The organism is Thauera sp. 63 (assembly GCF_000310165.2).
GTDB classification, from domain to species: domain Bacteria; phylum Pseudomonadota; class Gammaproteobacteria; order Burkholderiales; family Rhodocyclaceae; genus Thauera; species Thauera humireducens.
This window is the reverse complement of the sequence record NZ_AMXC01000003.1, coordinates 36,991-51,356: the sequence shown is the minus strand read 5'-3', so window position 1 is coordinate 51,356 and position 14,366 is coordinate 36,991. Positions and strand designations below refer to the sequence as shown.

The window sequence follows — 14,366 nt, the reverse complement described above, 5'->3', positions numbered from 1 at the left end:
GCATGCACGCCCGTGTCGATCGGACGATGGCTCCTGACTTGCGCCATCACTTAGAATCCAGACTTGCTCGCTCGCTCGCCCCTTTGATGGATGCCCACGACTCGGTTCCTTTCCTGAAGGAGATCATCCTCTTCCTCACCCTTGCCGGGGTGCTGATGCCCCTGCTCGGCCGGCTGAAGGTCAACCCCGTGCTCGGTTTCCTGACAGTGGGCACGCTACTGGGCCCTTATGGTCTGGCTTCGTTCGCGGCGGACCTGCCCTGGCTGGCGTGGCTGACCTTCGGCCGGCCGGAAGACGTGGAGTTTCTCGCCGAACTGGGCGTGATCTTCCTGATGTTCATGATCGGCCTCGACATGTCGGTCGAACGCCTGTGGTCAATGCGGCGGCTCGTCTTTGGCCTCGGCGGCTTGCAAGTGCTGCTGACGGCCGCAGCGATCGGCCTCGTCGCCGCGCAGTTCGGCAATCCGGTCGAAGCCTCGGTGATCCTCGGCACGGTGCTCGCGTTCTCGTCAACGGCGATCGTGATGCAGCTGCTGATCCAGCGCCGCGAACTCGGCACCCCGCTGGGCCAGTCCTCGTTCGCCATCCTCCTGTTCCAGGATCTCGCGGTCGTTCCGCTGCTCGTGCTGATCAGCATTCTCGGCGCGACCAGCGGCGAGAGCAGCTTCGGATTCCTGCTCGCATCGGCGGCGCTCAAGGGCGTGCTCACGGTGGTGGTGCTGTACCTGGTGGGGCGTCGCGTCATTCGGCCGCTCTTTCACCAGATCGCATCCGACCGCCAACCCGACACCTTCACGGCGCTCACGCTGCTGACGACGCTGGGGGTCGCCGCCCTGACCTGGTCGGCGGGTTTGTCGATGGCGCTCGGCGCCCTGCTGGCGGGCCTGATCATCGCCGAGACCGAGTTCCGCCACGAGGTCGAGATCACCATCGAGCCCTTCAAGGGACTGCTGATGGGGCTGTTCTTCCTGTCGGTGGGCATGGGCATCGACCTGCGGGCCCTCGCCGAGCAGCCGGTCTGGATCCCGCTGTCGGTCCTCGGCCTGCTGGCCCTCAAAGGGCTCATCGTCGCCGGGCTGCTGCGCGTGTTCGGCATGTCCTGGGGGCGTTCGGTCGAGGGCGGCCTGCTGCTCGGCCAGGGGGGTGAGTTCGCCTTCATCGTGATCGGCCTCGCCCTCGGATTCGAGCTGATTTCGCGACCGATCGGCCAGTTCATGCTGATCGTCGTCGGCGTATCGATGCTGGCAGCGCCGCTCGTCGCCCGCCTTGGCCAGGTACTGGGCGACGCGCTGGACCGCAAGATCACGCCCGACGCCCCGCCGCCCGATGAGGAACTGGGCGAACTGCACGAGCACGTGATCGTCGCGGGCTACGGACGGGTCGGCCAGATGGTGGGGCAGATGCTCTCCGAGCAGGGGGTCTCCTTCATCGCGATCGAGCACGACACCAAGCTCATCGACCGCCACCGCGGCGTGGGCACGCCGGTGGTGTTCGGGGACGCGAGCCGGCCAGAGCTGTTGCGCAAGCTGCACATCGAGCGCGCTCGCGCGGTGGTGCTGACCATGGACAACACCGCCGCGGCCACGCACGCGACGCAGGGCATTCGACGCATCGTCCCGGAGATGCGTATCATCGCGCGCTCACGCGACGAGAAGCACGCGCTGATCCTGCGCGAGGCCGGCGCATCGGTCGTCGTGCCCGAGACGCTGGAGTCTGCCCTGAAGCTGGCAGGTGCCGCACTCGAAGCGCTTGGCGTGCCCTCCGATGCGGCGGCGCGGCTCCTCGAACAGGAGCGTGAGCGGCGCATCATGGCCTTGCGTGAATGAGCGCCGTACCGCGCCCTTGCCCGCCACCACACCCCCTGAGCCAAACCTTCAACTGCGGACCACGATACCTTGAGCACGCGCAAGCCTCGCATCGCCCTGCTCGCCACCGGCGGCACCATTGCCGGTGTCGCCAGCTCGCCAATCGAAACGAAGGGCTACACCGCCGGTCAGCTTGGCGCGGACGACCTGCTCGCGGCCGTGCCGCAGCTGGCGACGCTGGCCGACATCCGCGGCGAGGCGCTGTTCGCCATCGACAGCAAGGACATGGGTCCGGCGCACTGGCTGATCCTGCTGCGACGCGTGCAAGCCCTGGTGGACGATCCCGAGATCGACGGCGTCGTGATCACGCACGGCACCGATACGCTCGAAGAGACCGCCTACTTCCTGCACATCACGCTCGCCACCGCCAAGCCGGTGGTGATGACCGCCGCGATGCGCCCGGCCACCGCGCTATCGGCCGACGGCCCGCTGAACCTGTACCAGGCGGTGCAGCTGGCCTGCCGCCCCGCCGCCGGCCGCGCCGGCGTGCTCGCCGTGCTGGGCGACCGCATCCTGCCGGCCGCCCTCGTCACCAAGCGCCACCCCAGCGCGGTCGATGCGTTCAGCACACCGGAGGCGCTCACCGTCAGCGCGACGGACGCCCAACTGCAGGCCCTCGCGCCCTACCGCTACAGCCGCATCAGTCTGCCCGACAGCGTGCAGGTGCTGCCGCCCGTCGAACTGCTCACCGTCGGCGCCGGCAGTTCCGCCGCACTGGCGTCGGCCGTCGTGCGTGCGCTGGCCCGTGCCAGCCTGCTGACCGGCGCGGCCGGGCTCGTGCTCGGACTGCCGGGCAACGCCAGCCTGCCGCAGAGCTGGGAGGCTGCCATCGAAGAAGAACTGCCCGCGTCGGTGCCGGTGGTACTGGCCAGCCGTTGCGGCGGTGGCGTGACCGCAGACCTGGCGGGCCGTCCCAACAACTGGCTGCAATGCGTGGCGCTGGACCCGCTGAAGGCCCGCGTGCGCCTGATCGTGGGTCTTGGCGCCGGCCTGCGCGGGGTGCGCCTGAAACGCTGGTTCGAGCGCGGCTGACGCAGCGCCGACCCGCCTACAGGCCGGCGTCCGTGCCGCCGCCGGCGAGCGCCGCATCCACGATGCGCCGCGTCAGGTGCGGCGCGAAGCCCTCGATGAAGGCATAGATATAGGCGCGCAACCAGGCGCGCTTGCGCAGTCCGATGCGCGTCGTACTCGATTCGAACAGGTGCGATGCCTCCACCATGCCCAGGCGCCGGTCCTCCTCCGGGTTGTAGGCCATGCGCGCGAGGATGCCGATGCCAAGATCCATCTCCACGTACTTCTTGATCACGTCCGAGTCGATCGCCGACAGCACCACGTTGGGCTTCAGCCCACGGCCGAGGAAGGCCTTGTTGATCAGGCTGCGGCCGGTGAAGGCGTCGTCGTAGGTGATCAGCGGATAGCGCGCGATCGCCTCCAGCGTGAGCGGCGCCTCGCGCAGGATGGGATGGCGCGGCGTGGCGACGATGCAGCGGTTCCACTGGTAGCAGGGCAGCATCACCAGGTCGTCGTAGTCGGCGATGGCCTCGGTGGCGATCGCGATGTCCGCGGTGCCGTCGAGCACCATCTCGCACACCTGCCGTGGGCTGCCCTGGTGCAGCGACAGCTTGACCTGCGGGTAGCGCCGCATGAAGTCGCGGATCACCGACGGCAGCACATAGCGCGCCTGCGTGTGGGTAGTGGCGATCGACAGGCTGCCCACGCCTTCGTTGGCGAATTCGTCACCCACCTGCTGCAGGTTGTCGAGGTCGCGCAGCACGCGCTCGGCGATCGCCAGCACCGCACGCCCGGGCTGGGTCACGGCGACAAGGCGCTTGCCGTGGCGCTCGAAGATCTCGATGCCAAGCTCGGTCTCGAGCTGGCGGATCTGCTTCGACACCCCCGGCTGCGAGGTGAACAAGGCGTCGGCCGCCTCCGAGACATTCAGCCCGCGACGGGCGACTTCGTGGATGTAGCGCAGTTGCTGCAAATTCATGGCCGAACTTTATAACTTTCAATTCTTAGAGTTTAACTCCGAACACCTTCTGAGCCCTAAGGCAAGCCTCTACGATCGCGGCACTCCCAGGGATCGGTGCCCCGTCACGGCGCACCGGCTCAAAGAATTGCAATCCGGCGCCTCCGCGGCTCCCCTCGACGAGAGACAGAACATGTACCAGTACGACGAATACGATCAACGCATCGTCGATGAGCGCGTTGCCCAGTTCGCCGACCAGACCCGCCGCTACCTCGCCGGCGAGCTGACCGAGGACGAGTTCCGTCCGCTGCGCCTGCAGAACGGACTCTACATCCAGCGCCACGCGCCGATGCTGCGCATCGCCGTGCCCTACGGCAACCTGAACTCGAAGCAGCTGCGCACGCTCGGGCACATCGCTCGCACCTACGACCGCGGCTATGGCCACATCACCACGCGTCAGAACGTCCAGTTCAACTGGCCGCGCCTGGAGGATGTGCCCGAGATCCTAGACCAGCTCGCCAAGGTGCAGATGCACGCGATCCAGACCTCGGGCAACTGCATCCGCAACGTCACCTCCGACCCGTTCGCCGGCGTGGCCGCGGACGAGATCGTCGATCCGCGCCCGTGGTGCGAGATCCTGCGCCAGTGGAGCACCTTCCACCCCGAGTTCGCCTTCCTGCCGCGCAAGTTCAAGATTGCGGTCAACGGCGCGAAGGAAGACCGCGCGGTGATCCGGGTGCACGACATCGGGCTGGACATCGTGCACAACGCCGCTGGCGAACTGGGCTTTCGCGTGCTGGTGGGTGGCGGTCTGGGACGTACGCCGATCATCGGCGAGGAAGTCGCCGCCTTCGTGCCGTGGCAGCAGATCCTCAACTACTGCGAGGCGATCCTGCGCGTCTACAACCTGCACGGTCGTCGCGACAACGCCTACAAGGCGCGGATCAAGATCCTGGTGAAGGCGCTCGGCGTGCCCGAGTTCGCGCGCCAGGTCGAGGAAGAATTCGCCCACCTCAAGGACGGCCCGTCGACGCTGACCCAGGCCGAAATCGAGCGTATCGCCAGCCGCTTCAACGATCCGGTGTTGAGCGCGCTGGCGCAGGATGCCGGCTATCGCGCGCGGCTCGCCGAGGACAAGGCCTTCGCCGCCTGGGCGCGGCGCAACGTGCGCGACCACCGCGTGCAGGGCTACGCCAGCGTCGTGCTGTCGCTCAAACCCTACGGCGTGGCGCCGGGCGATCTCACGGCAGACCAGTTCGACGCCGTCGCCGAACTCGCCGACCGCTACGCCTTCGGCGAAGTGCGCAGCACCCATGAACAGAACATCGTGCTCGCCAGCGTGCGCGAGGCCGACCTCTTCGCACTGTGGCAGGACGCCCGCGCGATCGGCCTGGCGACGCCGAACATCGGCCTGCTCACCGACATCATTTCCTGCCCGGGCGGCGACTTCTGCGCGCTCGCCAACGCCAAGTCGATCCCGATCGCCAACGCCATCCAGGACCGCTTCGACAACCTCGACTACCTGTTCGACATCGGCGAACTCGAGATCAACATCTCGGGCTGCATGAACGCCTGTGGCCACCACCACGTCGGCCACATCGGCATCCTCGGCGTCGACAAGAACGGCGAGGAGTTCTACCAGGTGACGATCGGTGGCGACCAGGGCAACCAGACCACGCTGGGCAAGGTCATCGGCCCGTCCTTCGCCGCCGCAGAGATGCCCGACGTGATCAGCTCGCTGATCAACAACTTCATCGACAACCGCCAGGACGACGAGCGCTTCATCGACACCGTCCGCCGCATCGGCGTGGAGTCCTTCAAGACCCGCGTCTATGCCGAGCGCACCGCGCGCCTCGAAGCCAAGGAGATCGCCCATGTCTGACATCATCAAGAACGGTCGCGTGCATGCGGACGAGTGGACCGTGCTGCGCCTTGCCGAAGGGGACGAGGCTACCACCATCGCCCTGCCCGCCGGCCGCGTGATCGTGCCGCTGGCGGTGTGGCAGGCGCGCCGCGAGGAACTGCTGCCCAAGGCTGAGGCGGGCGTGCTCGGCGTCTGGCTGGCGGGCAACGAGAATCCGGCCGCGCTGACGGCGGACCTGTCGGCACTGCCGCTGGTTGCGGTCGACTTCCCCAAGTTTGCAGACGGTCGCGGCTACTCGATCGCCACCCTGCTGCGCACCCGCCTGGGCTACGGCGGAGAGTTGCGTGCGATCGGCAACGTGCTGCGCGACCAGTTCTTCTTCCTGCTGCGCTGCGGCTTCAGCGTGCTGCAGCCGCAGAAGGGCAAGTACACGCCGGCTCAGCTCGACGCCGCACTCGCCAGCCTGAACGACTTCTCCGAGCCCTACCAGGCTGCGGTCGACCGACCCGAACCGCTGTTCCGCCGCCAATCGCGCCGCCCGCTGCAGGGGGAGGCCGCCTGATGAACGCGAGCGTCTCGATCCTGCGCCCAGCCACCCGCAACCCGGCAACCCGCCCTGCCCTGACCGACGCGCTGCGTGCCACCGTCGGCGCCAAGGCCGCGGCCGCGCTGGCCCTGCTGCGCGAGGCGGTGGCCGAGTTCGGTGGCAAGGGCGAGCTCGCCTTCGCCAACAGTTTCGGCGCCGAGGACATGGTGCTGACCGACCTGATCCTGTCGAACGGCCTGCCGATCGAGATCTTCTCGCTCGACACCGGACGCCTGCCGGCCGAGACCTACACGCTGATCGGCGAGGTCGAGCAACGCTACGGCACCACGCTGAAGATCTACTTCCCGGATGCGACCGCAGTGGAGACCTTCGTGCGCAGCCACGGCATCAACGCCTTCTACGACTCGGTCGAACTGCGCAAGGCGTGCTGCGGCGTGCGCAAGATGGAGCCGCTGCGCCGTGCACTGGCGGGCAAGCAGGCCTGGATCACCGGCCTGCGCGCCGCCCAGTCGGTCACCCGCAGCGGTCTGCCGCTGCGCGAGTTCGACGGCGCCAACGGGCTGGAAAAGCTCAACCCCTTGTCGGACTGGAGCGAGACAGAAGTCTGGGCCTACATCCGCCTGCATGAGGTGCCCTACAACGCGCTGCACGACCAGTTCTACCCCAGCATCGGCTGTGCGCCCTGCACACGGGCCATTGCCGTGGGCGAGGACGTGCGCGCCGGCCGCTGGTGGTGGGAAGACCCCGCCTCCAAGGAGTGCGGCCTCCACGTCAAGAAGGGGTAAAACGATGAACGCCAAGCACCCGGCGCAGGCCCCGCACACGCCCGTGGTCGGCGCCGGCCGCCGCAGCCTGCAACACCGCCTGGGCGCGCTACGCGCCGGCCTCAAGGCGGCCCTGCGCGCCTTCCGCACACACCCGAACAAGCATCCGCAACGGTAAATTGATCATGTCGACGCTGACCAAACAGACGCTGTCCCACCTCGACTGGCTCGAGGCCGAAGCCATCCACATCCTGCGCGAAGTCGCTGGCCAGTGCGCCAACCCGGTGCTGCTGTTCTCCGGCGGCAAGGATTCGATCTGCCTGCTGCGCCTGGCCGAGAAGGCCTTCCGCCCCGGCCGCTTCCCCTTCCCGCTGATGCACATCGACACCGGCCACAACTACAAGGAAGTGACCGACTTCCGCGACAAGCGCGCCGCCGAGCTGGGCGAACGCCTGATCGTGCGCTCGGTGGAAGACTCGATGGCGCGCGGCACCGTGGTGCTGAAGCACCCGGGCGAGTCGCGCAACAAGCACCAGTCGGTGACCCTGCTGGAGGCGATTGAGGAGTTTGGCTTCGACGCCTGCATCGGCGGCGCGCGGCGCGACGAGGAGAAGGCGCGCGCCAAGGAACGCATCATGAGCTTCCGCGACGAGTTCGGGCAGTGGGATCCGAAGAACCAGCGCCCCGAGCTGTGGAACCTGTACAACGCGCGCAGCCACAAGGGCGAGAACATCCGTGCCTTCCCGATCAGCAACTGGACCGAGCTCGACGTGTGGCAGTACATCCAGCGCGAGCAGCTGGAACTGCCGTCGATCTACTTCGCCCACACCCGCCCGGTAGTGCGCAAGAACGGCCTGCTGCAGCCGGTGACCGAGCTGACCCCGGCGAAGGACGGCGACGTCGTCGAGGACGTACTGGTGCGCTTCCGCACCGTGGGCGACATCACCTGCACGGCACCGGTGGAGTCGGACGCTGACACGGTGGAGAAGATCCTGGCCGAGACCGCGACCACCACGATCACCGAGCGTGGGGCAACGCGGATGGACGACCAGACTTCGGAGGCGTCGATGGAGCAGCGGAAGAAGGAAGGGTATTTCTGAGCGTTGTTTTCTTGCTTGAGTGTCTGTGCTGAAAGGTTCGTTGCGGGGACGCGCACGGGGTGTTCCCTCCGGGGCTGCGGAACTCGCTGCGCTCGGACAGTCCTCGCCCCTTCAGGAACACCCCGTGCGCATCCAGGCATCGTGAGAGCAGCCCAACGCGAGACCAGAACCGGCGGACGTAGAGGGTTTTGTGCCTTCGCGCAGCAAGCACGTAGCTGGGGATGTGTGGGGTATTCGTGAAGAGGCGAGGACTGTCTGAGCCCGAAGGGCGAGTTCCGCAGCCTCGGAAGGAATACCCCGCGCGGCCCCAGCTGCAAGCAAGGCAAACGGCGCCGATCAGCATCCGAATTTGACAGAAAGATTGAAGGAATCATGACCATGTCCGCCCTTGAACACCTCCCCGAGATCGACAACGGCCTGCTGCGCTTTCTCACCTGCGGCAGCGTCGATGACGGCAAGAGCACCCTGATCGGCCGCCTGCTGTTCGACACCAAGACCATCCTCGCCGACACCCTCAACGCCATCGAGAAGACCTCGGCCAAGCGCGGCATGAGCGCGGTCGACCTCTCTCTGCTCACCGACGGCCTGCAGGCCGAGCGCGAGCAGGGCATCACCATCGACGTCGCCTACCGCTACTTCTCCACCGGCCGGCGCAAGTACATCATCGCCGACGCCCCCGGCCACGAGCAGTACACCCGCAACATGGTGACCGCCGCCTCCACGGCCAACCTGGCGATCATCCTCATCGATGCGCGCAAAGGCGTACTGACGCAGACCCGCCGCCACTCCTACCTCGCCAGCCTGGTCGGCATTCCACACCTGGTGGTCGCGGTCAACAAGATGGACCTGGTCGACTATGACCAGGCCGTGTTCGAGCGCATCAAGGCCGAATACCTCGCCTTCGCCGCCAGGCTCGGCATCAATGACGTGCGCTTCATCCCGATCTCGGCGCTGGAAGGCGACATGATCGTCGATCGCGGCGACCGCCTCGGCTGGTACGACGGCCCGACCCTGCTCGACATCCTCGAGAACGCCCCCGCCGCCCACACCGAACAGGCCGAGAACTTCCGCCTGCCGGTGCAGTTCGTGTGCCGCCCGCAGGATTCCGCCAACCCCGAGCTGCACGACTACCGCGGCTTCATGGGCCGGGTCGAATCGGGCGAGATCGCCGTCGGCGACGCCGTCACCGTGCTGCCTTCGGGAGCCACCAGCCGCGTCAAGCGCATCGAACTCGGGGGCGCCAGCCTGCCGCGCGCGATCCACGAGCAATCGGTGACCCTGCTGCTGGAAGACGAGATCGACATCTCGCGCGGCGACCTCATCGTGAAGTCGAGCGAGGCGCCAGAGCCCGTCAAGCAAGTCGACGCCACCGTGTGCTGGCTGTCGGAAACCCCGTTGAATCCGGCCCGAACCTACCTGGTGCGGCACACCACTCGCGAAGTGAAGGCCAAGGTCGCGACCATCGATTACCGGCTCGATGTGAACACTCTGGAGCGAGAAGCGAGCACCGGCCTCGCCATGAACGACATCGCCCGTGTCACGCTCAAGCTCGCACAGCCGATCGTCGCCGACCGCTACAAGGACAACCGCGCCACCGGCGCCTTCATCATCATCGACGAGAGCACCAACAACACGGTGGGTGCGGGCATGATCGGCTGAATGCCTTCACCCATCCCGAGCCGGGCGACGACATCTCCGTGAGGTGTCGTCGCCCGGCTTTTCTTCGTCTACGCCCTACCACCACGCACGCTCTTACGTCTGGCGTTGCGTCGGTTTTTTTTACACCTCACTCCCGCTTGTATGCCTAGACCCTTGAAAACTCTCCGCTTTAAATCTTGGCACGAATGGTGCTTAAGCTATATGCATTATTTCTAATGCAAACTTTGTGATGCGACTGCGATAGAAGGGCGGACCGCGAGAAGCACTCACCTCGTCTCGACGCACTCGGCATCACGCATGGATCAACTCAGGGGACTGAACAATGAAGCATCTTCTTCTCTCCGCGCTGCTCACGACGGGCTTTGCTGCAAGTGCCATGGCCGCGCCGCTGACCCTCACCGGTAACTACGTGCGCGTCGGTATCAGCGACTACGGCACCCTTGGCAGCAACGGCTCGACTTCGCCTGGCATCCTGCACGACTCGACCGGCACGCAGAACTTCGCACCTGGCGGCATCCCGAACGACTACCTGACCCCGGGCACCCCGAGCGAGGGCTTCGCGATCAACAGCGCGGAGACAGGATTCCGCGTCAACAACAATGCGTGGACTGAAGACTTCGGATTTGCCTCGCCGACGCTGCTGACGGGCGGCGCCGCCCAAGGCTACGACAACGCGGCAAGCTGGACCGGCAGCCTCGCCGGTTCGCTGAGCATCACCAACAGCTACTTCTTCAACAACGGCGACGAGCGCGTCGTCGTGCAGACGGTGATCACCGCCCTGCAGAGCCTCGGCGACCTGGTGTTCGGCCGCCACCTCGACCCGGATCCGGACGTCAACCGTTTCAACTCGTATGACACCCGGAACACGCGTGGCAACACCCTGTTTGCGCCCGAGGACCTCGTCTCCGCCGCGGGGCTGAGTACCGGTCTGACGATTGGCATCCTCGACCTGCAGAACGTCTACCGCTCGAACACCGGGATCAACACCTCCTGCTGCAACAACGATGATCCCTACAACGTTCTGGCCGGCTACGGCCCGGTGTTCGGTTCGGCCACCCCTTTCAACGACGGCGACTACGGCCTGCAGATGGCATGGTTCATTGGTGATCTCGAGGCGGGTCAGTCGGCAACCCTGACCTACGCCTACGTGATGGGCGCACGTCAGTCGGATGTCGGTGGCGACGACAACAACGTACCCGAACCGGGCACGCTCGCCCTCCTCGGCCTCGGACTGGCGGCCCTGGCGCGTCGGCGTATGCGCCAGTAAGACCAGAGCGCTTTCCGGCAGGACGAATCGGACCACCAGCGCGTGGTCCGATTTTTTTGTGCAGGCCCAGGTGGTGCTGCCCGGCCCGGCGCCCCTCAGTTCTTTCCGCTTTGCCGCGGCGCCCGCATTGCAGATAATGCGGCGACGATCCACTCGGCAGGACCGCAGCAGGTGACCGGCACAGAACTCAGCGCAACCCGTCTCGATAAATGGCTGTGGGCAGCCCGCTTCTTCAAGCATCGTACTGCTGCCACCGAGGCCGTCGATGGCGGCAAGGTCAAGCTCAATGGCGCAGCGGTGAAGCCCGCCCGCGAGGTCAAGGCTGGAGACCGGATCGACGTCACCATCGGCGAGGACACCCGCTCGGTCGTCGTGCGCGCGATTGCCGAAAAACGCGGATCGGCGACGGTCGCGCAAACGCTTTACGAAGAAACGACCGAAAGCATCGAACAGCGTGAGCGCGCGCGCGAGCTGCGCAGGTTCGCCGCACCGCCGGGCGCCGACCTGCATGGCCGCCCGACCAAGCGTGATCGCCGTCGGATCGACCGCTTCGGCGGATACTGAAATCGGCCCGCGGCGGGCGGGCACATCGCAGTCAGGCCCGCCCTTCACCGGCACCATCGCCACCCATGCAGCCGAAGCGCTGAACTTCGGCCACCCTCCGACACTCCGATCATCAGGATTCGCCACACTGATGCCGCGACCGCCCGAGGAGAGTGTCGATGTCGACCCGACATGGGATTGTCTTCCGCCATGTCGTCGCCCTGCTGTTTCTCTTGCTCGGCAGTGCCGGCCTGACCCTCCTTGCCGCCAACGGCAGTTCCGGCTTCGCGCTTGTACTGCGGATCGACGGCGTCATTGGCCCGGCCAGCGCCGACTACATCCACAAGGGACTGGCTCAGGCCACCGCGCGCGGCGCGCAACTGGTCGTGATCGAGATGGACACCCCCGGCGGGCTCGACACCTCGATGCGCAGCATCATCAAGGACATCCTCGCCTCGCCCGTACCGGTCGCAGGCTTCGTCGCCCCGGAGGGCGCCAGAGCGGCGAGTGCGGGTACCTACATCCTCTACGCCAGCCATATCGCCGCGATGGCGCCGGCGACCAACCTCGGTGCCGCGACGCCCGTCGCCATCGGCCTCGGCGGCCCTCAACCCGGCAGCACTGCGCCGCGGGAAGAGGAGACGGACACTCCCGCCGCCACGTCCGATGAGCGGACGACAGAGCAGACGCCTGCAAGCCCCGCAACCGCCCGCAGCCCGGCCGATGCCATGGCCGCCAAGTCCATGTCCGACGCCACGGCCTACATCCGCAGCCTTGCGCAACTGCGCGGTCGCGATGTCGATTTCGCCGAGCGCGCGGTGCGCGAGGCGGCCAGCCTGTCCGCCGAGGAAGCGCTGGCGAAGGGGGTGATCGACATCATCGCCATGGACACCGCCGACCTGCTGCACAAACTCGACGGCCGGGAGATCGCGGTCCTCGACGGCAAGCGCACGCTCGCCACGGCGGACCTGGCCATCGAGCGTCTGGAACCGGACTGGCGCAACCGTATCCTCGCCGTACTCGCCAACCCGCAGGTGGCGCTGATCCTGATGATGATCGGCATCTATGGCCTGTTCTTCGAGTTCACCTCACCCGGCTTCGGCGTACCGGGCATCGCCGGGGCGATCTCGCTGCTGGTCGCGCTCTATGCCTTCCAGTTGCTACCGGTCAATTGGGCCGGCGTGCTGCTGCTGGCGGTCGGCGCCGGCCTGATGCTTGCCGAGGCTTTCCTGCCCAGCTTCGGCGCACTCGGCATCGGCGGCATCATCGCCTTCGTCGTCGGCGGCCTGTTCCTGATGGACGCCGAGGTGCCGGGATTCGGCATCCCGCTGGCGCTGATCGTGGGCCTGGCCCTGGCCAGCGCCGCGATCCTGCTCGCCATCGGCAACCTCGCGGCACGCAGCCTGCGCCGCGCAGTCGTCAGTGGGCGCGAGGCGATGCTCGGCGCGCGCGGCACGGTGATCGGCCCTGCACCGGACGGCACCTGGTGGATCGCGGTGCACGGCGAGAACTGGCGCGCCCGTGCCGATCGTCCGCTCGTGCCCGGCGCGCCCGTCCGCGTCGAGCGCATGGATGGCCTCGTCCTCCACGTTTCCCCCACCGATCCCCCCCACCCTCCCGGGAGTCCGCCATGATGCTCGATCTTCAGTTCGGTCTCGCGCCCTTGCTGGTGCTGCTGATCTTCCTCGTCGTCGCCTCGGTCAAGATCCTGCGCGAGTACGAGCGCGGCGTGATCTTCCTGCTCGGCCGCTTCTGGCGCGTGAAGGGGCCAGGCCTGGTCATCGTGATCCCCGGCGTGCAGCAGATGGTGAAGGTCGACCTGCGGGTGGTGACAATGGACGTGCCGCCGCAGGACGTGATCTCGAAGGACAACGTCTCGGTGAAGGTCAATGCGGTGGTGTATTTTCGCGTCGTCGATCCGCAAAAGGCCATCATCCAGGTGGAAAACTACCTGATGGCGACCAGCCAGCTCGCACAGACGACACTCCGTGCGGTGCTCGGCAAGCACGAACTCGACGAGATGTTGGCCGAGCGCGAGAAACTCAACCTCGACGTGCAGCAGATTCTCGACGCCCAGACCGACGCCTGGGGGATCAAGGTGGCAAACGTCGAGATCAAGCATGTCGATCTCAACGAGAGCATGGTTCGCGCCATTGCGCGCCAAGCCGAGGCGGAGCGTGAACGCCGCGCCAAGGTGATCCACGCGGAAGGCGAAAAGCAGGCTGCGCAATCGCTGCTCGAAGCCGCCGAAATGCTGTCGCGCGAGCCTGCGGCAATGCAGTTGCGCTACCTGCAGACCTTGACCCAGGTGGCAGGCGACAGGACCTCGACGCTGGTGTTTCCGGTGCCCGTCGACCTGATCGGGCAGCTGATGGGGCAGGCGGACAAGTCCCGGGGCGCAGGCATGAGGGCGGAACCCTGACCGCCCTCCGACTCAGCCGGGCGCTGCCCCCGAACGCGAACCATGCACGGCCAGCCACACCGTGGCCAGGGCCGTCGACAGCACGCGGTGCCTGCAGCCGGCGGGAATCTCCACCCAGTCGCCGGGCGTCAGCGCAATCCGCCCGCCATCGTCAAAACCCAACTCCGCCGCCCCCTGCAGCAGCACGACCCACTCGTCCTCGGCCTGCTCGTACCAGAAGCCCGGCGGACTGGCATGGCGGTGCGACACGATGCGCTCGACCCGGCAAGCGGTTCCCGCGAAGAGCGTCTGGAAGTGCTCTTCGACGCCCGCCTCGGGCAACGGTACGTAGAGGTTGCCTCGCCGCAGCCGGCTCGCCTCCGACAT

Annotated in this window: 14 protein-coding genes; 12 read left to right on the top strand and 2 right to left on the bottom strand. The window is 66.8% G+C overall.

Annotated features, from left to right (window positions below; translation table 11 throughout):
* Window positions 1-86 precede the first annotated feature (86 nt).
* Window positions 87-1,826 (top strand): cation:proton antiporter domain-containing protein, encoded by a 1,740-nt coding sequence (locus tag C664_RS04090; RefSeq protein WP_004253690.1) that lies wholly within the window; start codon window positions 87-89, stop codon window positions 1,824-1,826.
* Between the two features lie 69 nt (window positions 1,827-1,895).
* Window positions 1,896-2,897 carry an asparaginase gene (locus C664_RS04085; protein WP_004253688.1) on the top strand — a complete coding sequence of 334 codons (1,002 nt, stop codon included), beginning with the start codon at window positions 1,896-1,898 and terminating at the stop codon, window positions 2,895-2,897.
* Between the two features lie 16 nt (window positions 2,898-2,913).
* Here the strand turns inward: C664_RS04085 and cysB are convergent, their stop codons facing one another.
* Window positions 2,914-3,855 (bottom strand): HTH-type transcriptional regulator CysB, encoded by a 942-nt coding sequence (cysB, locus tag C664_RS04080; RefSeq protein WP_004253687.1) that lies wholly within the window; start codon window positions 3,853-3,855, stop codon window positions 2,914-2,916.
* 172 nt (window positions 3,856-4,027) lie between these two features.
* Here cysB and C664_RS04075 point away from each other — a divergent pair, with 172 nt between their 5' ends.
* From C664_RS04075 to C664_RS04035, 10 genes are all read left to right on the top strand, one after another.
* On the top strand, window positions 4,028-5,716 hold the full coding sequence (locus C664_RS04075; protein WP_004253684.1) for a nitrite/sulfite reductase: 1,689 nt from the start codon (window positions 4,028-4,030) through the stop codon (window positions 5,714-5,716).
* On the top strand, window positions 5,709-6,260 hold the full coding sequence (locus tag C664_RS04070; protein WP_004253683.1) for a DUF934 domain-containing protein: 552 nt from the start codon (window positions 5,709-5,711) through the stop codon (window positions 6,258-6,260). The genes C664_RS04075 and C664_RS04070 overlap by 8 nt, the downstream gene beginning before the upstream one ends.
* Window positions 6,260-7,030, top strand: a complete 771-nt coding sequence (locus C664_RS04065) for a phosphoadenylyl-sulfate reductase (protein ID WP_004253679.1) — start codon at window positions 6,260-6,262, stop codon at window positions 7,028-7,030. The genes C664_RS04070 and C664_RS04065 overlap by 1 nt, the downstream gene beginning before the upstream one ends.
* Before the next feature lie 4 nt (window positions 7,031-7,034).
* Window positions 7,035-7,187: a hypothetical protein gene (locus C664_RS20775; RefSeq protein ID WP_004253676.1), complete on the top strand. Its 153-nt coding sequence runs from the start codon at window positions 7,035-7,037 to the stop codon at window positions 7,185-7,187.
* A gap of 7 nt (window positions 7,188-7,194) precedes the next feature.
* Entirely contained in the window at window positions 7,195-8,109 is a 915-nt protein-coding gene (gene cysD, locus C664_RS04060; RefSeq protein WP_004253673.1) for a sulfate adenylyltransferase subunit CysD, read from the top strand.
* Window positions 8,110-8,487: 378 nt separating this feature from the next.
* Entirely contained in the window at window positions 8,488-9,768 is a 1,281-nt protein-coding gene (gene cysN, locus C664_RS04055) for a sulfate adenylyltransferase subunit CysN (RefSeq protein WP_004253670.1), read from the top strand.
* 322 nt (window positions 9,769-10,090) lie between these two features.
* Window positions 10,091-11,035 (top strand): PEP-CTERM sorting domain-containing protein, encoded by a 945-nt coding sequence (locus tag C664_RS04050; protein ID WP_004253666.1) that lies wholly within the window; start codon window positions 10,091-10,093, stop codon window positions 11,033-11,035.
* Between the two features lie 171 nt (window positions 11,036-11,206).
* Window positions 11,207-11,599: an RNA-binding S4 domain-containing protein gene (locus C664_RS04045; protein WP_004253663.1), complete on the top strand. Its 393-nt coding sequence runs from the start codon at window positions 11,207-11,209 to the stop codon at window positions 11,597-11,599.
* Window positions 11,600-11,757: 158 nt separating this feature from the next.
* Window positions 11,758-13,212 (top strand): NfeD family protein, encoded by a 1,455-nt coding sequence (locus C664_RS04040; protein ID WP_004253660.1) that lies wholly within the window; start codon window positions 11,758-11,760, stop codon window positions 13,210-13,212.
* Window positions 13,209-14,000 (top strand): slipin family protein, encoded by a 792-nt coding sequence (locus C664_RS04035; RefSeq protein WP_004253657.1) that lies wholly within the window; start codon window positions 13,209-13,211, stop codon window positions 13,998-14,000. The genes C664_RS04040 and C664_RS04035 overlap by 4 nt, the downstream gene beginning before the upstream one ends.
* A 12-nt stretch (window positions 14,001-14,012) precedes the next feature.
* Here the strand turns inward: C664_RS04035 and C664_RS04030 are convergent, their stop codons facing one another.
* A complete protein-coding gene (locus C664_RS04030; protein ID WP_038010901.1) occupies window positions 14,013-14,366 on the bottom strand; it encodes a cupin domain-containing protein in 354 nt (117 codons plus the stop codon).

Coding starts and splice junctions, on each gene's coding strand:
- C664_RS20775 (WP_004253676.1), top strand. CDS start 7,035: ATGAACGCCAAGCACCCGGCGCAGGCCCCGCACACGCCCGTGGTCGGC.
- C664_RS04075 (WP_004253684.1), top strand. CDS start 4,028: ATGTACCAGTACGACGAATACGATCAACGCATCGTCGATGAGCGCGTT.
- C664_RS04035 (WP_004253657.1), top strand. CDS start 13,209: ATGATGCTCGATCTTCAGTTCGGTCTCGCGCCCTTGCTGGTGCTGCTG.
- C664_RS04065 (WP_004253679.1), top strand. CDS start 6,260: ATGAACGCGAGCGTCTCGATCCTGCGCCCAGCCACCCGCAACCCGGCA.
- cysN (WP_004253670.1), top strand. CDS start 8,488: ATGTCCGCCCTTGAACACCTCCCCGAGATCGACAACGGCCTGCTGCGC.
- C664_RS04050 (WP_004253666.1), top strand. CDS start 10,091: ATGAAGCATCTTCTTCTCTCCGCGCTGCTCACGACGGGCTTTGCTGCA.
- C664_RS04040 (WP_004253660.1), top strand. CDS start 11,758: ATGTCGACCCGACATGGGATTGTCTTCCGCCATGTCGTCGCCCTGCTG.
- C664_RS04030 (WP_038010901.1), bottom strand. CDS start 14,366: ATGTCGGAGGCGAGCCGGCTGCGGCGAGGCAACCTCTACGTACCGTTG.
- C664_RS04090 (WP_004253690.1), top strand. CDS start 87: ATGGATGCCCACGACTCGGTTCCTTTCCTGAAGGAGATCATCCTCTTC.
- cysB (WP_004253687.1), bottom strand. CDS start 3,855: ATGAATTTGCAGCAACTGCGCTACATCCACGAAGTCGCCCGTCGCGGG.
- C664_RS04070 (WP_004253683.1), top strand. CDS start 5,709: ATGTCTGACATCATCAAGAACGGTCGCGTGCATGCGGACGAGTGGACC.
- cysD (WP_004253673.1), top strand. CDS start 7,195: ATGTCGACGCTGACCAAACAGACGCTGTCCCACCTCGACTGGCTCGAG.